We start from the raw sequence: 22,422 nt of genomic DNA, 5'->3' as shown, positions 1-22,422 counted from the left end.
CAGTCCGCGAGATCATCGACGCAGGCACGTACAGCCGCTCTGTTCTTTGAAACCTACAAATTTACGGCTCCGGACAAAATTCCGGGGCTATTTTGCATCCGGAATGACGGATAATATTCGCGGCTTGCGCTCATTCTAAGAAAAGCTACTTCATGGAAACGGAGCGTTGCCAATGACTGTTTCATCGCGCCTGCTGCAAGTTTTTATTCTCGCCGGATTGATTCCGGCCTTCTGTTTCTTGTTTTCAGACGGGGCCGCGGCCCAGTCCCCTTTTCCGAAACAAATCATCGTGACGCAGCGGAATCCGGATTTGCGTTCACTTATAAAAACTTCGGATCTGATTGTTTATGCCCGTCTCAATGCCGGAATAAATAAATGGGAAACAGGAAGAACTGCGGCTCCGGGCCGGAAGCTCGTCAACTCGAGACAGATTCTTCATATCCGGGACGCTTACAAAGGAACGGCCTCCTCCCCTGCCTATCTTCTTTCAACGGGCGTCGAACCGCTTCCCAGGCCTGAAGATCCGCTAAATGCCGTCTATCCGGGACCGCTTGCGGACGGAGACTACGTCCTTTTTCTGAAACAATACAGCGATCGTTATTACTATATATTGAATGGCGGATTCAGCGCTGTCTATCCCGTCTATGGAGGAAAAATCATTGCCCTTTATGAAGGATTCAAGGAGCTGAACGGTAAATCGCCTGCGGAACTCAAAAATATTGCCGGTCGCTAACGGCGGCGCCGGCCGTTCTTTTGTTCTTTATTTTTTGGGGGAAAAACAGAAAGGAATAAAAAAGAGAGACAAGCCATAAGCTGATATAAAAAATGCAGGGAGGCAGATTATGGCGAGGACGGCTGCGGCATCGCTTCACGAAAAACGCAGGGAATGGTACGGACGCTTGAAACAGCTTGCCGGACGGATGGAGCGGCTTCCGGCAGAAAGATCGTTTGAAACGATTGCTTCTATTATGTACTGGATGATCCTACTGTTCGGTGTTCCCTATTTCTTGTTCACACTTTGGTCTTTCGTTCGCTTAAACGGCTGACCAGGATCCGAAAACCTTGCTCTAGTCAATCTGTCTGAGCATGTTTTCTAAAACGTAATCAACGGCTTTGATCGTTTCAAAAAAACGGCGTTTGCGTGTATCCGTTTGAAATGCGGTGACGCAGACGATTGCCAGGTTGTCGTACGTATCCTTAATCTGTATCGGATAGACATATTTCGGCCTCCTGCTTTTCACCCAGTGATCGGCAAGAGGCCGCCATGCATCGATCAATAGCTGGACACGGTCGGCGAACGGCTTCACTTCGCCGTAAAAATCGGTTTTGTAGTCCGGTCTGTTGGTCCGATTCACAAATTGATCATAGGCTTCCCGGTTTTTTTCTTTCAACTCTGCGGTCAGCCGTCTCAGCCGGCTGTCCTCTTCTTCTTCCATTTCGGCCACCTCTTAAACAAATCCCCTTGTTAGTGTACCATGCGTACTGAAAAAAAACACTTACCGGGAATCAAAGAGATCGTCTGCCCCTCTTTTTCATTGCGGAACTTCTATTGACGATTCGGGCAGAGCCGTTCCTGCCGCCGTTTTACTGAAAGTATCCAGATTCTTTTCAAGACGATTGACAGAACGATTGATGTGTGCGATTTCGCTGCCGATCCGGAACAGTTCCCGGCGGCAGCTGCCGAACTGTTCGCCGATCATTTCCTCGGTTTTTCGGACCAGCTTGTTGTCCAGATGCTCCAGTTCCATTAACAGGTAGTCCATTTTATAATCCAATGCCTGTGCCGACAATCCTTTGCATGCCTCAACCGTTCTCAATCCGCTCATGAATCAACCTTCTTTCAGCTGTTTGTTTAAATTTTCTAGAGCAGATGGAGGAAACCCTGCCTGTCCGACAGAACTCGAACGACTCCGGCAAAACTAGTGAAAATTTGTACGACTTTAATCAATTCGTCATAATTTTAACGGAATGTATGTTCGTTTATACGTAAACTAGCACACGATCGGCGTTCGTTTTGGTATACTGTGGTAAAGATATTCCGATTCTTATCGAAAGTTATAAGAAGTGATTTTTTGCGATTTTTTGGAAAGGAGCCTTTATCATTTGACATTCTTTTATCCGAATGGACAGCCGTATAAGGAATCGGGAAACCGCAGACAGCAAACGGCGGCGGATTCGGTTGTCTACGGCCATCGCGGCATGACGCTTGAAGAGGACCTGAATGCGGCCAATCAATACTACAGAGATGCGGACCGGGCGGTTATCTATAAAAAACCGACGCCTGTTCAGATCGTTCATGTCGACTACCCCAAACGCAGCGCCGCTAAAATAACCGAGGCCTATTTTCGCAAGGCCTCGACAACGGACTACAACGGTGTCTACAAAGGAAAATACATCGATTTTGAAGCAAAAGAAACGACGCACGCCAATTATATTCCTTTAAAAAATTTTCACAGCCATCAGATCGAGCATATGGAAAGGATCAAACGTCACGGAGGCATCGGTTTTATTATCGTCAGATTTACTCAGGCCGATGAAGTATATTTGCTGGACGCAGGAATTTTAGCTGAGTGCTGGAAAGTCTCGCAGCGTAAGGGCGGGCGTAAATCGGTGCCGAAAACGATGTTTCAGAAAAAAGGATTCCTCGTGCCGCAAAATTATGCGCCGCGAATTGATTACCTTCGCGTCGTGAATGATGTATACTTTTAAGTTGGTCATAATCTCCCGGGCCGCTCGAATAATATGAAGCGTAATACCCATGGGACTGGCTTTCCGGAAAGGTAGGATTTTTAGCATGGTTGAATATCACTCGCGTATGGAGAGACGGCGGTCAGCTGAAATGGAAAAGCTGAAAGCAAATAAGTCTCAGAAAAAAAATGGGAAGAAATCTTCGAAGGGAGGAGGCAAAAAAGGGCGATGGTTTAAGCGCATCCTACTCATTTTGTCTCTTATTTTCTTGTTTTTACTTTTGGCCGGCACGGTGACCGTGCTTGCGATCATTAAGAGCGCTCCGCCGCTGAACGCAGATGCGCTGCGCAATCAGGTATCATCCGTTATCTATGATCAGAACGGCAATAAGGCGACCAATGTGGATACCGGCCAGGACAGAATGTATACAAGTATCAACTCGATTCCGCTTGTGGTGCAGGACGCTTTTATCTCTACAGAAGATGTCCGTTTCTACCAGCATTTCGGGATCGACCCGATCCGTATTCTCGGAGCGACCGTCGCCCAATTTACGAACGGCTATAAATCGGAAGGCGGGAGCACGATCACTCAGCAGGTCGTGCGCAATGCGCTGCTGACACAGAATAAAACGTTTACAAGAAAGATTCAGGAAGCCTATCTCGCGATTCAGCTGGAAAAAAAGTACACGAAAAAACAGATTCTTGAAATGTATTTGAACGATATTTATTTGGGCGAAGGGCCGACATACGGCGTGGCGGCCGCATCGGAAAAATTTTTCGGGCGCCCCATTCAGAATGTGACGCTGGAACAGGCTGCGATGCTTGCGGGAATGACACAGAATCCGGGTTACTACGACCCGATTCTCCACCCGGTTCAGGCAAAAGAGCGGCGTGATCTGGTCCTCGATCTGATGGCCAAATATAAGGCGATTACGCCGGCCCAGGCTGCCAAAGCCAAAAGTGTCCCCATGAAAGAAATGACCAAGGATCATCGGGACATTCCGGTCAGCAACAGAAAATACAGCTCATTCGTCGATTATGTCCGTAAAGTGCTGGTTAACGATCAAAAGCTGGTCACCGATAAACAATTTGATTCAGGCGGCCTGAAAATTTACACGACGCTGAATCCGTCCGTCCAGCAGCGGACGGAAGATGTGCTGAATAACAGCAATAACTTCTCCAATGTCCAGAAAAACTTTCAGGCCGGCGTGGCGGTGATCGATACCCAGACCGGAGCGATCCGTGCTCTCGGCGGCGGGCGAAACTATCAATATCTCAATACAAACTGGTCGTATATCAATACCGGCAGTGTCGGTTCGACGGCTAAACCCATTATGGATTACGGCCCCGCCATCGAGTATCTGAACTGGTCGACCAACCATCAGGTGGACGATACGAAAACGTATTATACACAGTCGGGTTCCCAGGGAGTGTCTGTTTCCGACTGGGACAACCAATACATGGGCAAAATGACGATGCGCCGGGCGCTGGCCCTGTCCCGGAACGCGCCTGCCGTCCGGACGATGCAGACCCTGCTCAGCACGCCGAACGGCGCTGCGGACGTTCGCTCGTTTGCAAACAATCTGGGATTCAATTTTAACAGCATCTATCAATCTTATGCGATCGGTCCCTTCTTTTCTTCGCCTCTGCAGATGTCGGGAGCTTACGCGGCATTCGGAAACAGCGGCGTTTACAATCAGCCGTATGCTGTGACGAAAGTCGTTTTCCCGGATGGCGAAGTGATTAATCTGAATCATACACGGCATGTGGCGATGCACGATTATACGGCGTATATGATTACCGACATGCTGAAAAGCGTCATGACTTCCGGAACCGGTGTCACTGCGGATATTCCCGGCGTGCCGCTTGCAGGCAAAACCGGAACACAGAACATCGACGACAAATACGCGCAGCAATACCAGATTTCACCGTACGATCAAAGCCACGGCGCGCTTGACGCCTGGTTTGTCGGCTATACAAGCAGGCTGACGGCGGCCGTCTGGACCGGTTACGATGTGAATCAGAACAAACCGAGCGACAGTAATTACGGAACCTTCCTGGGCCAAAATGAACAAAAATATTCGCAGATCATCTTCCGCGACATCATGAGTGAATTCATGCAGGGAGCACCCGATTTTACGCGGCCGGGCTCCGTGATCAATATCGGCGGCGAACTGGCCGTCAAAAATTCAAGCGAGGCTCTGAATTATCAGACCCAGCAGCAGAATCAGGCGGCAGATAAAAATAACAGCAGCTCGAGCAGTTCAAGCAGTTCGAGCAGCAGTGCGGCAAGTTCAAGCGTGCCGATCAGTTCAAGCAGCTCAAGCACGCCGATCAGTTCGAGCAGTCCAAGCAGCTCGAGCACGACTCCCGCTTCTAGCAGCGCTGGCTCTTCTTCAACCCCGCCTGCTGCGTCGTCAAAGCCGACGCAGCAAAATCAGCAGAACACGACTCAACAAAAGCCGTCGAGCGGACAGTAAAACAGACAGAAGCCGACTCAGTTTTATTTACAAGTACTTATGAATGTGCATTGAAAGAGGACGTCCCATCGTCGGAAATTCGACGGCGGGACGTCCTCTCTTTTCATCCTTTTTTCTTGTAGACGGCAAGTTTTTTCTTCAGCTCTTCATCCAGTTGGTTCAGCTGGATGAATGAAAGATAGTGATCGGGCTGTTTGATGATATAGGAGAGCCTTCCCTCAATATTAAGCGGGGCATAGGGCAGACTGGCCACTGTTTTCATCAGATGCTGCGGCGACAGGCTGTCGACCGCCCTTCCCGATGACCAGACGGCCTGATCGATAAAAAGCGCCAGCGCCTGAATCATCGGCTTCTCTGCCCGTTTCCGGTCGCGGCTGCGGAACGCCTCGGCGATTCCGGCGCGTCTGTCGGGCCAGCTGCGATTAAAATCCCGCAACGGATCTTCCCACGGCCATGAAGAAAGCGACGAAGGCTTTTCAATAAACAGAATGTCGTAAAAGAAAGGCTGTTCCCTTCCGGCCGTACCGGCATCGGAAAATGTAACATGCGCTTCTCTTTCATAAAACGGAGGAAAGCAGAAAGATGCCGGTACATTAAGCGTCGTTTCGCTCTTCTGCAACAGCAAGGCCTCCTCCCCTCATCCGTTTCCGTCCCTCCCTGCAGAGATCGAGCAGCGGGCACTCCGGGCACTTCGGGGCCTGCGCTTTGCAATGATAGCGGCCAAAAAAGATCAGGCGATGATGCGTTTCCGACCACTTTTCTCTGGGAACCCGCCGCATCAGCGTTTTTTCCACCTCAAGGACACTGTCTTTCCAGCGGCAGATGCCGAGCCGCTTGGTCACACGTTCAACGTGCGTATCGACGGCAAGCGCCGGTTCTCCAAAGGCAACGGACACAATCACATTGGCCGACTTGCGGCCGATGCCCGGCAGCTTGATCAGTTCCTCACGATTCCGGGGCAGTTCCCCGCCATAATCTTCAATGATCCGCTCGCACATTTGCCGGATGTGCTTCGCCTTATTGCGGTAAAGCCCGATCGACCGGATGTCACTTTGCAATTCTTCCAGCGGAACGGAAAGATAGTCTTCAGGGACACGGTATTTTTCAAAAAGGCTCGCCGTCACACGGTTGACCAGGGCATCGGTGCACTGGGCGGAAAGCATGACGGCGATTGCCAGTTCAAAGGGATTGCGGTGATTCAGCTCGCAATGTGCGTCCGGGAACATCGCGGCGATCGTCTCAAGCACCGAGTCAATCTGGCTCTGATTCAGAATGGACTCCACCCCCCTCAGCCATTATCCAGCCAGTCATAGGCGGGCATTTTCGGATTTTTTTTCGTGTCGTTTTCCTTCCTTTGCCGCGGCAGCTGCTGGTGGCGTCTGATATTTTCGCCGTGCTCTTTTGCCTGGGCCAGCGTTTTGATTCCGTTCTTTTTCCAATCGAAAAGGATTCGGTCGATGTAGCGGAAATTCAGTTTGCCCGAAACAACCGCTTCACGAAGTGCGGCTTTAATCAGCTGGGGCGAATGATGATCCTCATCCGTCCACATCGCCAGAGACTCGCACTCGATCGGCGAGAGCGGACGGCCGAACTCACGTTCAAAAATCGTGTAAAGCGCTTTTTCGCCCTCTTCTTCCGCAGCCTTGCTTTCTTTGCCGTAGGCATAGCTCAGCAGCCTGTCCCAGAGCGGCAGAAGCGAATAGGCCTCGGAGTATATCTGGTTTTCCTTTTTCTGAACAATCGACAGGAATCCGTGCTGGATCAGGCGGCGAAGCATATCGGCGCACGCCGTCTCATCGAGAGTCATCCTTTGAGCCAGGTCGTCAAAGGTAGGAAAGTCATCACCTTTTATAATAAAAGAATGAACCTGAATCAGCATCATACATTCCTGTTCATTCAGTCCGATCGCATGATAATGTTCAATAAGCAATGCCGGAATATTGACATCGCCCTTCATCAGAAGATTCAGCATGAACTTTTTATCCATATTTGACACCTCACGGACCATTATATCATGATTAAATTGAAAAAAAATAAATTCGGCACGGTTTCAGCGCTGCCTGCCGAGGCCCGGCCGCCGTTAAAGCCCTGTACATATAAAAAAAGCCGGTGAAAAAATCGATTGTGATTTTTTCACCGGTCCGTCTGTGATTGTTCCGTCCGCTCACGGATAAATGCGGTTCAGCAGTCTCGGGAACGGAATGGCTTCGCGGATGTGTTCCAGTCCGCAGATCCAGGCAATCGCCCGTTCCAGGCCTAATCCGAACCCCGAATGCGGTACGGAGCCGTATTGGCGAAGTTCCAAATACCATTTGTACGACGGATCGGTCAGATGGTATTGCCGGTAACGCTCCTCCATCAGCTTGAGGTCATCGATCCGCTGGCTTCCGCCGATGATTTCTCCGTAGCCTTCGGGAGCCAGAAGATCAGCGCAGAGAACGACCTCCTCGCGGCCGGGGACGGGCTTCATATAGAATGCTTTTGCCTTGGCGGGATATTCAGTCACGAAAACAGGGACATCAAAATGTTCGGCGATGGCCGTTTCATGCGGAGAACCGAAATCGTCGCCCCATTCAATGTCGTCAAACCCTTGCTCTTTCAAAAATTCAACTGCCTGATCATAGGTTATGCGCGGGAACGGTGCCTGAATCTTTTCGAGCTTTGCCGTGTCGCGGCCGATTGCCTTTAATTCAGGCCGGCAGTTTTTCAGCACTTCCTGCACGATGTATGCGACGTATTCTTCCTGAAGCTTCAGACTTTCTTCGTGATCCGTAAAAGCCATTTCCGGTTCAATCATCCAGAATTCGATCAGATGGCGGCGTGTCTTCGATTTTTCCGCCCGGAAGGCCGGTCCGAAAGAAAATACCTTTCCGAAGGCCATCGCCGCGGCCTCCATATAAAGCTGGCCGCTCTGCGACAGATAGGCGTCACGATCAAAGTATTTAGTACGGAACAGATCGGTCGTTCCTTCAGCCGAGCTGCCGGTCAGTATCGGCGGATCCACTTTAATGAAACCGTGCTCATTAAAAAAATCGTATGTTGCCTTAATCACCTGATTGCGGATTCTCAATATCGCATGCTGCCGGCTTGATCTCAGCCAAAGGTGGCGATGGTCCATCAGAAATTCGACGCCATGTTCCTTCGGCGTAATCGGGTAATCGCTTGTAATCTGGATCGGCTCAAGCGACGAGACCGTCAGCTCAAATCCTGAGGGAGCCCGTTTGTCCTCACGCACGGTTCCTGTGATGTACAGCGAACTTTCCTGAGTCAGTTCCCCTGCCTCTTCCCAATCTTTTTCATTGACCTCATTTTTCAGAACGACACCTTGAATAAAACCGGTTCCGTCCCGAAGCTCAAGAAATTGAATTTTCCCGCTCGACCGTTTGTTCGCAAGCCAGGCTCCGATCGTGACTTCCCGGCCGATATATTGATTGACTTCAGCAATCGTTGCTTTCATTTTCGTAAAGACCCCCATGGTTCAACCCTGACAGATAAAAATATGAAAGGATTAGCGGAATTTAAGTATAAGAAAACCGGGACCCGGCCGCTGTCTGAGCCCTGACTCTGTCCCGTTTTCCTTTACCTGATTTATTTCCGATGCGTTTTAATAAAATGCTCCATTCTGTCCAGCGCTTTTTCGAATTTCTCGAGCGAGGTTGCGTAGGACAGGCGGATATGTTCCGGAGCCCCGAATCCCGCGCCCGGTACGACGGCTACCTTTTCCTCGTTGAGAAGAGCAGAAACCCAGTCCGAAACCTGATCGAAGCCGCAGGAACGGCTTGCCTCTTCAATATTGGGAAACAGATAAAAAGCTCCCTGCGGTTTCGCACAGACAACGCCCGGCAGCGCAATCAGCTGATCATAAACCGTATTCAGCCGTTTTTCGAAAGCCCGGCGCATCTTCCCGACACTTTCCTGAGGGCCGGTATAGGCGGCGATCGCCGCGTACTGGGACACCGATGCAGGGTTGGATGTGCTGTGGCTGGCAATATTGGTCATTGCCCGGATGAGTTCTGAATTCCCTGCGGCATAGCCGATCCGCCAGCCGGTCATCGCATGCGATTTGGAGACTCCGTTAATGACGACCGTCTGCGCCTTGACCCGATCGGAAATCTGGGCGATTGAACGGAAGGAATTTCCGTTATAGATCAACTTTTCATAGATTTCGTCTGAAATGATCAAAATGTTGTGCTCCAGACAATATTCGGCGATCGGCTTCAGTTCGTCATCGGTATAAATCATCCCTGTCGGGTTGCTCGGCGAGTTAATGATGATCGCTTTCGTTTTGTCCGTGACGGCTTTTTCAAGATCGCCGGCCGTTATTTTGAATTGCTGTTCCTGGGTTGTGGCAATAGGCACCGGCACGCCGCCGGCCAGTTTTACCTGTTCCGGATAGCTTACCCAGTAAGGAGCAGGGATAATCACTTCATCGCCCGGATTAAGAAGTGCCTGAAACAAGAGATACAGCACATGCTTCGCCCCGTTTCCGACGATGATCTCCGACGGCCTGTAGTCGAATCCCTGATCGCGTTTCAGTTTGCCGATGATCGCTTCTTTAAGTGCGGGCAGTCCCGCTGTCGGTGTGTACTTTGTATGCCCGGCTTTCACTGCGTCCATGGCTGCGTCGATGATAAAATCCGGTGTGTTGAAATCAGGCTGGCCGGCTCCGAGGCCGATCACATCATAGCCCTGGGCGGCGAGTTCGCCCGCTTTCGCCGTAATAGCCAGCGTACTGGAAGGCGTGATCGTTTCCACTCTTTTTGCTAACTGCATTGTTTTTCCTCCCTTTTTCCTGTTGCCAATTCTTCTTATTTTTAAATGAATATCGGAATTAAATATTCAGGATGCGCTGTGCTTCTTTGCCATTGTCAAAATTAATCGAGATATAGTTGTAATTGCCGCGGCTGTTCAGAAAAGTAATTTCCCAGATCGGCGTGGCCTGAATCGCGCCCAGACGGACAGAGAGAATCGTTTTCACATCCAGATGCATCCCTGCCAGAATCTGAAGGGCCTGCCGGCTCGTAATGCCGTTTTTCGCGATCCGCGTAAAGTAAGCGCCCTTGCCGTCCGGAACCCAGAAATACATCTGCACGCCATTTCTTGTTCCCCCGACAACTTGATAGGATTCCGAGCCGTTATAGTAGGCAACCGATTCAATCTTATCCGGATGGAACTGCCGTTCCGCTTTAGCCGCGGCCGTTCGGGCAAGTCCGTTTTCATAGTTCATATTGCTGTTGTACAGCTGCAGCGAACCCCAGCCGGCGACCAGCACCAGGGCAGGCAGGCCGATGATTATCCAATTTTTCATCTGATCACCCTTATTTTATGTATCTGCGGAACCGTTCTGCCTGTACAAAAAGAACGGAATGCCGCAGATTGAAGAAAATAGAAATTCTGAACGTTGACTCAGCGGTTTACCCAGTGCGTCATACTAAATTACACTAATCGTAAACATGATAAGCGGGAAATGCAAGACAGACAAAGAATTTTCTGTTACGGGATGATCTAATGTTTATTTTAAAGGAACTGCATCGGTTTCTCGCTGAGAAACTGCTTCACCTGATTGTGCTCATCCAGGAGGACAACGACCGGATTGTTTTCCGACAGTTCTTTTTCACTCATCAGAGCATAGGCCATAATAATTACAATATCGCCCTTTTGTGCCAGCCTTGCCGCCGCGCCGTTCAGGCAGATGACTCCGGATCCCGGCTTTCCGGGTATGATATAAGTTTCCAGCCGGGCACCGTTATTATTGTTGACGACCTGAACCTTCTCATTGGGAAGGAGGCCGGCGGCTTTCAGGATCGTTTGATCGATCGTAATGCTGCCGACATAATTCAGATCCGCGTCGGTAACCGTTGCGCGGTGAATCTTGCATCTCAGAAAGGGTCTCAGCATCTTTCAGACCTCCTCTTTCAATGCCGCAGTATTGCCGGTGACGTTGTCAATCAGGCGCGCCCGGGAGTAACGGACGGCACTGGCAATGATAAACGGTCCGGACAGCACGACCCCGTTTCTCTTCAGATCCGGGTAATTCAGGACATCGACGTAATCGATTTCAGCGAGCTTCAGATGGTCGCGGTAGTACAATCGCACGGCCTCCGCAATTTTTTCAAAATCCCGTTCTCCCTGCTTCAAAGCTTTCATGCCTTGCTGAAGCCCTCTTGAAAGTTCGACGGCTTCCTTTCTTTCATCGGCATTGAGCCGGACGTTGCGCGAACTGCGGGCGAGGCCGTCCGCTTCGCGAATGATCGGGCATGGGATCAATTTTATCGGAAAATGAAATGCCCGGATCAGGCTGCCGACGACCGCCACCTGCTGGGCATCCTTCATTCCGAAATAAACAGTATCCGGCTGCACGATATTGAATAGCTTGGTCAAAACGGTGGCCACGCCGTCGAAATGTCCCGGCCGGCTCTTGCCGCAAAGCACATCGGTTTTCTCATGGACGGTGACGGTCACCGCCGTTCCGTTCGGATAAACCGCGGATACATCAGGCAGGAAAAGTGCCTCCACGCCGGCCTCTTCGGCGAGCCGGGCATCACGCTCCGTATCCTGCGGATAATTGATATAATCCTCGCGGTCGCCGAATTGTGTCGGGTTGACAAAGACACTGGCGACGACACAATCCGATGTTTCCGCCGCTTTCCGAAAAAGCGACAAGTGCCCCTCATGCAGAAAGCCCATCGTCGGGACAAACCCGACGGTTTTTCCGGCCTTCTTCCGATCGCTGACAAACCGTGCCATATCCTCCGGCGATTTGATGCAAACGATTCCTCTTTTACGTACTGATTTCGACATCCTGTTTTCCTCCCCTTGTCCGGAGGAGGTCCGGTCCGGCGCACAGCCTGAAAATCAGGCAAGAAAGTCTTTATCCGGCGTCGCCGGCCCTCCGTCCATGTCCGTCAGCGGATCATGGCAGACTTTATTGTTTTTTTGCATCGCATCCCTTTCCTGTGTACCGCTATCCTGCCGGGACATGCAGCCCAAAAAGAGGAACGGGACGTAAATGCATCCCTATTATATCAAAACCGCCGCTTTTTTTCGCCACCGTCCGAATCTTTTACCTATAAATTGCCGAGATCGGACGGATTCATGGCCATTCAATATCCGCGGAATATACGCGAATGATCGCTTTGTCTGCGTTTTCCAGAAGCAGCACGCCGTCGTCGTTGATTCCGAGGGCGACGCCTTCAATCGTTGTTCCGCCGGGCTGCCTGACTTTGATCTTCTTTCCGAGGCTTACGGCCCGTTTTTCCCACATCGGCTTGATCGCCGGAAACCCTTCCCGAAGAAAAAGCTGATAAAGCTGCTCGAATTTCTGTAAGAAGGCCTGGACAAGGACGACCAGATTATAGTTTTTGCCAGTGATCGCTTTGAGCGATGACGCCTGCTGCCTGACGTCATCCGTCAAAGCACCGGGATCCGTATTGACATTGATGCCGATGCCGATCACAACAGCTTTGACAAACGTTGCTTCCGCCTGCAGTTCGGTCAGTATGCCGACCAGTTTTCTGCCCTCATAAATGATGTCGTTCGGCCACTTGATTCCGCATGAAATACCGGTCTGCTCTTCGATTGTCTCTGCAGCTGCAACGGCGGTTACGAGAGTCAGCTGAGGCGTGCGGGCGATCGGAAGGTTCGGCCTCAGAATCAGGCTCATGGCGATGTTGGTTCCCCGTGAAGACTGCCACGTATGCCCGAGGCGTCCGCGCCCCGCCGATTGTTCGTTGGTGATCACGACGGTGCCGTCTGCCGCCCCTTCATCGGCCAGCGCCAGGGCCTCTTTCTGCGTTGAACCGATTGTGTCAAAGAAACAAAGCGAACGGCCGATTGTCTCCGTCTTCAGTCCGGCCGACACGGCCGCCTCGTTTAATCCTTCCGGGGCGGCCACCAGTTTATAGCCGCTTTTCTGGATCGCCTGAATCTGATATCCGTCATTTTCAAGTTCTTTAATATGTTTCCAGACCGCCGTGCGCGAACAGCCGATCGATTCGGATATCTTTTGTCCCGAAAGAAAGCGGTTCTGATTTTCATAGAGCAGTTTCAGGACGGCTTTCTTTGTCTTTGCCATTCTTTGAACCATGATTCGATCTCCTCCGTTTCATTGGCCACGGATCCGGTAACCACCTGTTTTTCAAGCGCAGCCAGTGCTTCGGACAGCCACGGTCCGGGACGTTCGGAAGACCATTTTAAAAGATCGTTTCCGGTCACTGCCAGTTCCCCGCGCCGGTGTATCCTGCATCCCTGCCACAGACGGTCGATATTCCGCTCCATTGCTTCGAGCGCGCTGCGGTCCGTCCTGCCGAAAGCGGCCTGGAGCCGTTCCACCGCCCGGGCCAGTTCTCTGCCGGCATAATAGACGCGGACCGGATTCCAGCCGTCCCTTTTGCGGACCGCATCATATTTCTGCAATGCGGATACGCCTTTTTCTCTTGACCGCGACCAGTTCCATGCCCGGGCGAAGGCGTGCACATCATAAATCCGCAGGGCCGTCAGAAAGGCCGCCCAGCGCTCGGCATCCGTCTTCAGAAGCGAAAAGTGCACCTTTTCGAGAATCGTCCGGTCCGCGGCCTGTTCGAGAAAAGGCAGAGCGCCGATGCACCCGGTTTCAAAAAGCAGCCCGATCGCCTCATTCACTGCCTGCCCGGCCAGCAGTTTTGTCATCTCCTGATCTATTCGTTCCACGGAAATCTTTCTCAGAAGCGCTGCCCGATTCTTGAAGGCTTCCCGCTCCGCCTGTCCGAGTGCGAAACCGAGTTCGGAAGCGAATCGGATCCCGCGCATCATTCGGAGCGGATCCTCGGAGATCCGTTCCCCGGGACTGCCCACCGTGCGGATCATCCTGCCTGCCAGATCAGCTCGGCCGCCGAAGAGATCGATGACCCTTCCCGCCCGGTCCATCGCTAAAGCATTGATCGTAAAATCACGCCGCATCAGATCTTTTTTCAGTGACGTTTCAAAAACAACCTGATTCGGATGACGGTAATCATCGTATCCGCTCTCCGAACGATAGGTCGTCACTTCAAAGCTGGCGCCGCCGCTGAGAACGGCCACTGTTCCGTGTTCAATGCCTATGGGAACGGTCCGCTTAAATAAAGCGACAACGTCAGCGGGGTGCGCCGACGTTGCAATATCAATATCATGGACCGGGCGGCCGAGCAGATAATCGCGGACTGCACCGCCGACAACGTAGGCTTCGAACCCATGCGTCATCAGTGTATCCAAAACAGCGGTCGCCTTTGTAAAGGGAAACGACAAAAAAGACACCCCATTTTTCTTATTTACTGTGAGCCGGGAAATGCCGCCGGGACCCGTCATTTCTGTTTCTTTTTTTGATGTTCCAGTTCGCGCCAGTGAAATTCACCGCGCTTCAGGGCGTGCATCAGAATTTCCGCCGAAGCCATATTGGTTGCGAGCGGAATCTTGTATACGTCGCTCAGCCGCAACAGAGCATTGACATCCGGCTCGTGGGGCTGGGCTGTCAGAGGATCCCGCATGAAGATGACCATATCCATCTCGTTCGAAGCGATCATGGCACCGATCTGCTGATCGCCGCCGAGCGGTCCGGATTGAAAACGATGCACCTTCAGTCCGGTCGCCTCCATGACTTTCTGGCCGGTTGTGCCGGTCGCATAAAGTTCATGATTTTCCAGAATATACTTATAAGCAATCGCAAATTCAATCATTTCGGGTTTTTTCTTATCATGAGCAATAAGAGCTATTTTCATCGCGCGATCCATCTCCCTCGCCGAGACTGTTTGATAAGGGCGTTTCCGGACGCCGTCGAATCATGGTCCTTGTTTCCCTTTCGAACAGACTCTCTCGTATAGATTTGTCTTGACCTGCTGCTGTCTCGTCTTATAGTTATTTCGCAGCAGCAGGTTAATTCAAGATGTTTTCCAACCCGTAAACCAGTGAATCCAGAGACATGACCGTTTTAATGGCAAGCCCGACGCCGGTCATGAAAGATGCCCGGTCCGTCGAGTCGTGGCGCAGCGTCAGCAGCTCGCCCTTCCCGCCGAACAGCACTTCCTGATGCGCGATCAATCCCGGAAGGCGGACGCTGTGAATCCGCATGCCGTCAACATCGGCACCGCGCGCCCCCTTTAATGTTTCTCTTTCATCCGCCGCCCCCTGCTTCTTTGGATGCCGCGTTTTTTTAATCAATTCGGCCGTCTTCACAGCGGTACCGGAAGGAGCATCTTTCTTCTTATCGTGATGCAGCTCGATAATCTCGACATCGGGAAAATATCTTGCGGCCATCTGGCTGAACTTCATCACCAGCACGGCTCCGATGGCAAAATTGGGTGCAATGATCCCCCCCAGCTTTTTTCCAGCCATCTGTTTTTGATAGTCAGCCACTTCCTCATTGGAAAATCCCGATGTCCCGATTACCGGTCGCACGCCGTACTCAATAGCTGCCCGAAGATTCGCTTTACCGGCCTCGGGAGTTGTAAAATCAACCAGAACATCCGGTTCTATTTCTGAAAAGCAGGTGCCGATATCGCTGTATACCCGTGCATCAAGCTCCGGCAGTCCGGGCAGACTGCCCACTTTTTCTCCGTCATGACCGTGATCGACTGCCGCTGCTAAGGCAAATGCCGGTGCCGAGGCAATCATCCGGATCGTCTCCGAACCCATTCTTCCCCTTGGGCCGGCAACGGCTACACGAATCGGTCTTTCGTCCGTCATCCTTACTTCGCCCCTTCGTCTCTTTTCTTTGTCCAACGATCCTTGTCGCGTGTCCGGAACTTGTCCAGATCCCTTTCGAGTGCGGCGTCAAGATCGATATGTAAACGGTTCGCCATGCAGATAACGACGAACAGCAGATCGCCCAGCTCTTCTTCAACTGTTTTTTCAGCCTCTGTCGGCTTCTTTTTTTTCTCTCCATAGTAATGATTGACTTCGCGGGCCAGCTCGCCCAGTTCTTCCGTCAGACGGGCCATCAGTGCCAGCGGAGAAAAATAGCCTTCTTTAAACTGGCTGATGTAGCCGTCCACTTCTTTTTGAAGCGCCTCAATCGTTTTTTCCTCCACGTCTGACCCCCCGTTTTTTTCTCTTCCTTAATTAATTGTCATTGCCGTGAAAAAAGAAAGATGCCCCTGAATGCTGCGGTTTATTCATTCCGCCGATGCCTTCTCTCTGCGTCCCGCCGCCCTTGCAAAAGAATCAAGCAAAATTATCATACCACTGTTTTCAGTCGATGAAAACGTTGCTTTTGCCTTCTGTTAAAGATGTTTGTTGAACGTTTCAGTCTGAACGCTTATGATTAGAATTGCAAACTTGTCTTGAAGGGTTGTGCACGCATGAAACTGAACCTGAAAATGAAAGATATTCTTTTTATTTTGCTGGGCGCCGCAATCTATGCTTTCGGACTTATCAATTTCAATCTGAAAAATCAGCTGGGCGAAGGAGGAGTCACCGGACTGGCTTTGATCTTTTATAATCTGTTCTCCATTGATCCCGCCTGGACCAATATTATATTGAACATTCCGCTGTTTTTTGCCGGCTGGAAGTTTTTCAGAAGGAATGAATTCATTTATACGCTGATCGGCACCTTTTCCTTATCTTTTTTCCTTTTTATTTTTCAGCATGTGATGACATTCAGCTTTGTGTTGAACCACGATCTGCTGCTTGCTGCTCTGTTCGCGGGTGTTTTTATTGGCGGCGGCCTCGGGATTATTTTCCGCTACGGCGGAACGACGGGCGGTTCGGATATTGTTGCCCGCATTACGCACAAAAAATTCGGCTGGGCCATGAGCAAGACAATGCTGGTTACCGATGCATCTGTCATTATTCTCTCGCTCGTTTATCTTGATTACCGGCAGATGATGTATACGCTCGTCGGCGTTTTCGTCGGATCGAGAATGATCGATGTGATTCAGAAAGGCGCGTACGCAGGGAAGGCCGTGATGATCTTTTCTAAAAAAAGCGATGAGATCGCCCGGAGCATCATCGCGTCGCTTGACCGAAGCGTAACGTTGATCGACGGCAAGGGGGGCTACACGCATCGCGAAATGAATGTACTCTATTGTGTCGTCAGCAGAAACGAAGTTTTCCGGCTGAAGAATCTGATCCAGGAAATCGATCCCGATGCGTTTGTCACGGTCAACGATGTCCATGAAGTCTTCGGTGAAGGGTTCACTTATGACAGGGCAAAAACAGAAGAGTAAAGCGGATGACGATTTTAATGTAGAGATCCAGGCGTCCGTTTTCTCCCGATCCCGATACACGTCTCCGAAATTCATCCTTTCCATTTTTAACCGGATCATCTACAATACTCCTATCATTCATTTTTTGCAGAGAAGAGGAACCACGTAAAAAGAAAGGATGCGATGATTTGGCAGACAAGGCGCATGTGACAGACAGAGGAGTTTCAAGGGCTGAAAAAAGGCAAAGGGCCGGAGCCGTTTATGCCGTTCTCGCCTATTCGCTGTGGGGTCTCTTGCCGATGTACTGGAAGCTGATCGATCAGGTTTCCGCTTTTGAGATTCTCGCACACCGTATTTTCTGGGCCTTTATATTTATGATCATTCTTTTAATTTTTTTAGGAAGACTCGGCGATTTTTTTCGCCGTTTCCGGTTTTTTCTTTCTCACCCGGCAAACCTGGTGCTGATTGTCGCTGCCTCGATTTTGATCAGTATAAACTGGCTCGTTTACATCTGGGCCGTGAATAACGGACATATTGTCGAGTCCAGCATGGGCTATTACATCAATCCGCTGGTCAGCATTTTGCTCGGCATCCTGTTTTTAAAAGAGAAACTGACTCCCTGGCAGATCGTCGCTTTCTTGCTGGCGACGGCCGGGGTCTTCATCCAGACGATCGAGTTCGGACAAGTTCCGTGGATTGCGATTTCTCTTGCCCTGACGTTCGGGTTTTACGGCCTGACGAAAAAGTTCATCCGGCTGGACGCGGTACTCGGATTGACTTTTGAAACGCTGATCGTCACACCGATTGCGTTCGTCTATTTGATCTATGCGCAGATGCAGGGAACGGCCGCCTTTGGCCACAGCCCGACTTTAACCACGGTTCTTTTGATCGGCACCGGCGTGGTAACGGCGCTGCCGCTGCTCTTTTTTGCCGAGGGCGCGCGGAACATATCACTGACGATGATCGGCTTTTTTCAGTATATCTCGCCGACGCTGACATTGATTCTCGGCGTGACGCTTTATAAGGAGTCGTTCTCGCAGGCTCAGCTGATTTCATTTTCCTTCATCTGGCTCGGACTCCTTGTTTTTTCCGTGTCGCCGTTCATGAAGCGTCGGTTATCGCCTGGGCGCCGTCCTTTTGGAACTCATCAGCATGAATGACAAAAAAACAGCAGGAGTGCAATAAAGGGACATGCTCGCCATGAGCAATGTCCCTTTATTCTTGATCCTAAATCCGGCTGACGGTCAGAACTTATTCAGTGTGTAAAAGTAAAGGAACCAGACGGCATGCTGCTGCTCGTCTTTCGCAATCCGGTAATAAATCGATCGTACTTGCGGATTCTGCGCTTTGTCCCCTGACTCAAGATAAAAGTCCACCGTGTTTTGTTCGTCTTCAATCGCATGGCGCAGCCCCTCGGGATACGTGTTCGGGCACATTTCCGTCTGATGCACCGTATACGCCTGCCCGGTCAGCTGAAGATACAGAGATGAGAAAATTCGGTAATGGCGGATCTCATCGTTCCGGATTTCCGCTATCTGCCTTTTTTCCCGCTCGCTTTTCGCTTCATTCATCAAGATTTCGTAACAATGAACGGCCTGATACTCACCGCTGATTGAGCGGGCGATCCGTTCAATCTGCGTTCCGTCCGCACCTTGTTCCGCCGTCTGCCTGAATTCCCCTTGATCGAAATTCATCATATTCTGAGCCTCCCAAGACTTTCTGGCTTTAGCAGTCTATTCTGGCTCGCCGAGAATCGTGTCTCGTCAGGCAGATGATGCAGAGAGATATCGGAGCATGCAGGCTCAGGATAAATCCGGTGCCTTGCGGTTTCTGGTCGCCTGTTCATAGCTGTAGGCCAGCTCGATCAGTTTCGGTTCATCGAAAGCCATCCCCGTAAAGGTGATTCCGACCGGTTCGCCTGCATCGGTATAACCGGCCGGAACGGTTATGGACGGATAACCTGCTTTAGCTGCGATATCGCTGCCTGTCGCATTAGCGAAAATCAAGGCATCGAGATGATAATTCTTCATGACCGCATCAATGCCCTCTTTTCGCGACAGCCGAATGTCGTCCGCTCGATCGATCAGATAGCGCTGTTCGCCAAGATCGCCGCTCATGCGCTCGGACTTTTCCAGCACGGTTTGTCCGTATTTTAAGGCGGCTTCGGCGTGCGCCTCGTTATAGGCAATGACGTCTTGGAGGCTGTGGACCGGGACATCGGCAGGCAGCTGTTCAAGGTAGCGGTTAAGATCCCATTTGAATTCCTGGTACATGACACAGGACTGCCTGTTCTCCAGTGCATCGGAAGAAGGAATGGCCACGGGATCGATCACGGCGGCACCCCTGGTTTTCATTGTCTCAAGTGCCCGGTTGATTATTTTCACCTTTTCGTCACTCAGCGATGCCGTATAGTGCCGGTCAATGCCGATGCGCGCGCCTTTAAGGCCGCCGCGCTTCAGAAAAACCGAGTAATCCTGCGGGATGTCGCCCCGGCTCCAGACCGTTTCTTCATCCTCTTCATCGACGCCGGTCATCGCATTCAGCAGCAGAACCGCGTCGCGGACCGTCCTGGCCATCGGCCCCGCTGTATCCTGGCTGTGAGCGATCGGAATGATCCCGCCGCGGCTGACGACGCCGATCGTCGGCTTGATCCCGACAAGCGAATTGGAAGAAGCCGGGCTGAGAATGGAACCCGAAGTCTCCGTCCCGACTGCCGCCGCCGCGAAGTTTGCGGCAATCGCCGCGCCCGGACCGGAGCTTGAACCGCCGACATCGAACGAAGCGCCGTAAGGATTCAGGACTTGTCCGCCGAGCGAGCTGTAACCGTTCGGCATGTTTTCCGCCATAAAATTAGCAAACTCCGTTAGATTGGCCTTTCCAAGAATAATCGCCCCTGCTTCCCGCAGCCGTTTCACGACAAAAGCATCTTCTTCGGCGATATAGTCGGCCAGGGCGACCGAACCGGCAGTTGTGTGCATCTTGCCCGCCGTACTCAGATTATCTTTTACAATTACAGGGATGCCGAAAAGGGGGCCGACGTTCGGCGTGACCGTTCGTTTCACATCGCACGCCTCGGCGTCGTGCAGCGCATCCGGATTCAATTCAAGCATCGCATTCAGCTTCGGCCCTTTCCTGTCAAAATGTTCAATCCGGTCCAGATAGATCTGGACCAGATCTGTGGAAGTTATTTGCCCGAGTTTCAGTGCTCTCTGCATGGCACTGATCGTGGCTTCTTCGATCGCAAACGGTCTCCGTTTAACCACCTCTCTGCGGACGAACATGCCTGCGGTCAGTACGGCCGCCGTCGCGCCCGTCAAAGCAGCGGCGAGTGCAAATTGTTTCTTTTTGGACATCGTGTTTCACTCCATTAATCAAAAAGTCTCAACTCTTATACTGATAAATTTACAATCAGTCCATAAAATTTACTACAATTTTACAATTATCCCTGGAAACATGCAAATATCATTTTTGATCCGGGGATTTTTTGAAAACTGATCATATACACGATCAGAAAAAAGAACTCAAGGAAATCCCCCTCGAGCTTCTGAAAAGTATATTTTGGCAACGGTACGTCATAGGTATCGGTTCTGAATTTAAGTGAAAACCTTGATTTTACAAAGGCTTTATAATCTGATTTCAGCCGACCCGGATCTGCGCGATCCCGGCACTGCCTATCTTCCGTCCTGATCGGGCAGATCACCGTCAAAGACAGGTCTGTCAAAAAGATTGAAAGAAAAATACTCCGGCGATTTCAATTATTCAACAGTGTACCGCATCATCCTTTTCCACTTTGAACGCCGGACGGTTTCCTTGAACCCCGCCGTTTCAAATGACGAGGGAATGCCGGTCCAGAGGAAGGCGGCGGGCACCTCCCGACTGTAGGGCACGGCGGGATAGGCTTCGATGCACGTCGCACCGTTCAGTTTGCAAAAACTTACGGCGGCCCGGATCAGTTCGACGGCCAATCCTTTTCGCCGGTTCGCCTTTGCTAGAAAAAGGCAGCTGACGGACCACACCGGCTCCTGATCGATTCTTTTAAAAACGCGGGAGTATTTGAGCCTTAGATAATTTTCTCTCGGTGCAGCGGCACACCATCCGATCGGCGCGGCGCCGAGGTACATCAGCACGCCGAGAGGAGCATGCTGTTCAGCCAGCCGCCTCATCGCCGCTTTATTGCTTTCTCCTTTTCCTGCTTCGAAATCTGCTTTCTTTAATCTCCAGGACATACACCAGCAACCGCCGCATGCCCCGTTACGGCCGAAGAGAGCCGTAAAATCATCCCAGCGATCTTTGTCAAGCGAAAAAGCCGTCAGTCCCTTTTCCGTGTTTTCATAAACGAGCAACCTTTCTCTTCCCTTCCTTGTTAGCGGTTTTCCTAATTACTATGATAATCGCAATGACCGGCCGTTTAAAAGCGAACGGGACACAGAATGAAAAAACGGAGACCGGAAGCCGGTTCCCGGCAGGAATAGCGCCCTGCTTCGAATATATACCGTTTGAAATAAATACATAAAGAACAGGGGTCCCTTTTCCGGAAATGGGACCGATCATTTATAATTTTGAAGAAATAAACATTCCCGTTACAGATTCCGATCTTTCATGTAGAATGAAGATGGATACGTTTTTCAGGGCACTGGAATCGGCGAAGGACGGCTCCCTGCATGTATAAAAAGATAGCGGCGGGCGCAGTCTGAACCTTGAAAAGGTCCGCAGGCGGCCTGTGCAGGCTGTTCTTCATCATGCTCGGACGATTATCCAGAAGGGATGATGAAAATATGGAAATCAAAGAAGGTAAAAACAGATTTTATGTAACGGATGCGGTTGGACATGAGATCGGCGAAGTCACTTACTCTGCTGTCAGGGATTCGGTGCTGAGTATTGATCATACTGTTGTTGATCCGCAATATCGCGGCCGGCAAATTGCCCAGCAGCTCATTAAAGCGGTTGTCGACAAGGCCGTCGGCGATCACAAACAAATCATTCCGGCCTGTTCATATGCCAAAGCCCAGTTCGCCAGGGTCAAGGATTATCAGCAGATTGAATTTAAAGGCTGAGGATCTGTCCGTCATCCGGAAACAACAGGCAGGGCGGATTTACATC

Annotated in this window: 25 protein-coding genes; 7 read left to right on the top strand and 18 right to left on the bottom strand. The window is 51.0% G+C overall.

Annotation, left to right across the window (positions count from 1 at the left end; all coding sequences use genetic code 11):
- Window positions 1-172 precede the first annotated feature (172 nt).
- The gene (locus tag Q6A92_RS08365) at window positions 173-733 is read left to right on the top strand and encodes a hypothetical protein (RefSeq protein ID WP_332237687.1); all 561 of its coding nucleotides are present in this window, start codon (window positions 173-175) and stop codon (window positions 731-733) included.
- A gap of 109 nt (window positions 734-842) precedes the next feature.
- Window positions 843-1,046, top strand: coding sequence for a hypothetical protein (locus Q6A92_RS08360; protein ID WP_274399504.1), 204 nt, complete (start codon window positions 843-845; stop codon window positions 1,044-1,046).
- Window positions 1,047-1,067: 21 nt separating this feature from the next.
- Here the strand turns inward: Q6A92_RS08360 and Q6A92_RS08355 are convergent, their stop codons facing one another.
- Together Q6A92_RS08355 and Q6A92_RS08350 are read right to left on the bottom strand one after the other, a co-directional pair.
- Window positions 1,068-1,436, bottom strand: a complete 369-nt coding sequence (locus Q6A92_RS08355; RefSeq protein WP_274399503.1) for a YppE family protein — start codon at window positions 1,434-1,436, stop codon at window positions 1,068-1,070.
- Between the two features lie 96 nt (window positions 1,437-1,532).
- Complete coding sequence (locus Q6A92_RS08350; protein ID WP_274399501.1) at window positions 1,533-1,826, bottom strand: hypothetical protein; 294 nt, start codon at window positions 1,824-1,826, stop codon at window positions 1,533-1,535.
- A 277-nt stretch (window positions 1,827-2,103) separates the two neighbouring features.
- Here Q6A92_RS08350 and recU point away from each other — a divergent pair, with 277 nt between their 5' ends.
- Window positions 2,104-2,709, top strand: a complete 606-nt coding sequence (recU, locus tag Q6A92_RS08345; RefSeq protein ID WP_332237686.1) for a Holliday junction resolvase RecU — start codon at window positions 2,104-2,106, stop codon at window positions 2,707-2,709.
- Between the two features lie 130 nt (window positions 2,710-2,839).
- Entirely contained in the window at window positions 2,840-5,167 is a 2,328-nt protein-coding gene (locus tag Q6A92_RS08340) for a transglycosylase domain-containing protein (RefSeq protein WP_274399497.1), read from the top strand.
- 103 nt (window positions 5,168-5,270) lie between these two features.
- Here Q6A92_RS08340 and Q6A92_RS08335 read toward each other — a convergent pair whose 3' ends face one another.
- The 13 genes from Q6A92_RS08335 to Q6A92_RS08275 all read right to left on the bottom strand — a co-directional run bounded on the left by Q6A92_RS08335 (window position 5,271) and on the right by Q6A92_RS08275 (window position 16,206).
- Entirely contained in the window at window positions 5,271-5,786 is a 516-nt protein-coding gene (locus tag Q6A92_RS08335; protein ID WP_274399496.1) for a YpoC family protein, read from the bottom strand.
- A complete protein-coding gene (gene nth, locus Q6A92_RS08330) occupies window positions 5,761-6,441 on the bottom strand; it encodes an endonuclease III (protein ID WP_332237695.1) in 681 nt (226 codons plus the stop codon). The genes Q6A92_RS08335 and nth overlap by 26 nt, the downstream gene beginning before the upstream one ends.
- A 14-nt stretch (window positions 6,442-6,455) precedes the next feature.
- Complete coding sequence (locus tag Q6A92_RS08325) at window positions 6,456-7,154, bottom strand: DnaD domain-containing protein (RefSeq protein ID WP_332237685.1); 699 nt, start codon at window positions 7,152-7,154, stop codon at window positions 6,456-6,458.
- Window positions 7,155-7,331: 177 nt separating this feature from the next.
- On the bottom strand, window positions 7,332-8,624 hold the full coding sequence (gene asnS / locus Q6A92_RS08320) for an asparagine--tRNA ligase (protein WP_332237684.1): 1,293 nt from the start codon (window positions 8,622-8,624) through the stop codon (window positions 7,332-7,334).
- Between the two features lie 131 nt (window positions 8,625-8,755).
- Window positions 8,756-9,940, bottom strand: a complete 1,185-nt coding sequence (locus Q6A92_RS08315) for a pyridoxal phosphate-dependent aminotransferase (protein WP_332237682.1) — start codon at window positions 9,938-9,940, stop codon at window positions 8,756-8,758.
- Between the two features lie 58 nt (window positions 9,941-9,998).
- Window positions 9,999-10,475 (bottom strand): cell wall elongation regulator TseB-like domain-containing protein, encoded by a 477-nt coding sequence (locus tag Q6A92_RS08310; protein ID WP_332237681.1) that lies wholly within the window; start codon window positions 10,473-10,475, stop codon window positions 9,999-10,001.
- 209 nt (window positions 10,476-10,684) lie between these two features.
- Window positions 10,685-11,065, bottom strand: coding sequence for an aspartate 1-decarboxylase (gene panD, locus Q6A92_RS08305; RefSeq protein ID WP_274399491.1), 381 nt, complete (start codon window positions 11,063-11,065; stop codon window positions 10,685-10,687).
- A 3-nt stretch (window positions 11,066-11,068) separates the two neighbouring features.
- On the bottom strand, window positions 11,069-11,941 hold the full coding sequence (panC, locus tag Q6A92_RS08300) for a pantoate--beta-alanine ligase (RefSeq protein WP_443029707.1): 873 nt from the start codon (window positions 11,939-11,941) through the stop codon (window positions 11,069-11,071).
- A 319-nt stretch (window positions 11,942-12,260) separates the two neighbouring features.
- Complete coding sequence (locus Q6A92_RS08295) at window positions 12,261-13,253, bottom strand: biotin--[acetyl-CoA-carboxylase] ligase (RefSeq protein WP_274399487.1); 993 nt, start codon at window positions 13,251-13,253, stop codon at window positions 12,261-12,263.
- Window positions 13,214-14,428 carry a CCA tRNA nucleotidyltransferase gene (locus Q6A92_RS08290; RefSeq protein ID WP_332237678.1) on the bottom strand — a complete coding sequence of 405 codons (1,215 nt, stop codon included), beginning with the start codon at window positions 14,426-14,428 and terminating at the stop codon, window positions 13,214-13,216. The genes Q6A92_RS08295 and Q6A92_RS08290 overlap by 40 nt, the downstream gene beginning before the upstream one ends.
- A 56-nt stretch (window positions 14,429-14,484) precedes the next feature.
- Window positions 14,485-14,898: a methylglyoxal synthase gene (locus Q6A92_RS08285; protein WP_274399483.1), complete on the bottom strand. Its 414-nt coding sequence runs from the start codon at window positions 14,896-14,898 to the stop codon at window positions 14,485-14,487.
- A 154-nt stretch (window positions 14,899-15,052) separates the two neighbouring features.
- Window positions 15,053-15,862 (bottom strand): 4-hydroxy-tetrahydrodipicolinate reductase, encoded by an 810-nt coding sequence (gene dapB / locus Q6A92_RS08280; RefSeq protein ID WP_274399481.1) that lies wholly within the window; start codon window positions 15,860-15,862, stop codon window positions 15,053-15,055.
- 2 nt (window positions 15,863-15,864) lie between these two features.
- Window positions 15,865-16,206 carry a nucleotide pyrophosphohydrolase gene (locus tag Q6A92_RS08275; protein ID WP_274399479.1) on the bottom strand — a complete coding sequence of 114 codons (342 nt, stop codon included), beginning with the start codon at window positions 16,204-16,206 and terminating at the stop codon, window positions 15,865-15,867.
- 270 nt (window positions 16,207-16,476) lie between these two features.
- Between Q6A92_RS08275 and Q6A92_RS08270 the strand changes: the two genes are divergently transcribed.
- Entirely contained in the window at window positions 16,477-17,343 is an 867-nt protein-coding gene (locus Q6A92_RS08270; protein WP_274399478.1) for a YitT family protein, read from the top strand.
- A gap of 167 nt (window positions 17,344-17,510) precedes the next feature.
- Window positions 17,511-18,482: an EamA family transporter RarD gene (rarD, locus tag Q6A92_RS08265; RefSeq protein WP_332237676.1), complete on the top strand. Its 972-nt coding sequence runs from the start codon at window positions 17,511-17,513 to the stop codon at window positions 18,480-18,482.
- Between the two features lie 84 nt (window positions 18,483-18,566).
- On the opposite strand, the gene Q6A92_RS08260 is transcribed toward rarD, so the two are convergent.
- The 3 genes from Q6A92_RS08260 to Q6A92_RS08250 all read right to left on the bottom strand — a co-directional run bounded on the left by Q6A92_RS08260 (window position 18,567) and on the right by Q6A92_RS08250 (window position 21,665).
- The gene (locus Q6A92_RS08260; RefSeq protein ID WP_274399475.1) at window positions 18,567-19,019 is read right to left on the bottom strand and encodes a ferritin-like domain-containing protein; all 453 of its coding nucleotides are present in this window, start codon (window positions 19,017-19,019) and stop codon (window positions 18,567-18,569) included.
- 105 nt (window positions 19,020-19,124) lie between these two features.
- Complete coding sequence (locus tag Q6A92_RS08255) at window positions 19,125-20,675, bottom strand: amidase family protein (protein ID WP_332237673.1); 1,551 nt, start codon at window positions 20,673-20,675, stop codon at window positions 19,125-19,127.
- 402 nt (window positions 20,676-21,077) lie between these two features.
- A complete protein-coding gene (locus tag Q6A92_RS08250; RefSeq protein WP_332237672.1) occupies window positions 21,078-21,665 on the bottom strand; it encodes a GNAT family N-acetyltransferase in 588 nt (195 codons plus the stop codon).
- A 432-nt stretch (window positions 21,666-22,097) separates the two neighbouring features.
- Here Q6A92_RS08250 and Q6A92_RS08245 point away from each other — a divergent pair, with 432 nt between their 5' ends.
- Window positions 22,098-22,376, top strand: a complete 279-nt coding sequence (locus Q6A92_RS08245) for a GNAT family N-acetyltransferase (protein WP_332237670.1) — start codon at window positions 22,098-22,100, stop codon at window positions 22,374-22,376.
- Window positions 22,377-22,422: the final 46 nt, after the last annotated feature.

The sequence above is a fragment of the Sporolactobacillus sp. KGMB 08714 genome, assembly GCF_036598985.1.
In the GTDB taxonomy this organism is placed as follows: Bacteria; Bacillota; Bacilli; order Bacillales; family Sporolactobacillaceae; genus Sporolactobacillus.
Note: the sequence above shows the minus strand (reverse complement) of the source record. Positions and strands in the feature narration are given on the sequence as shown.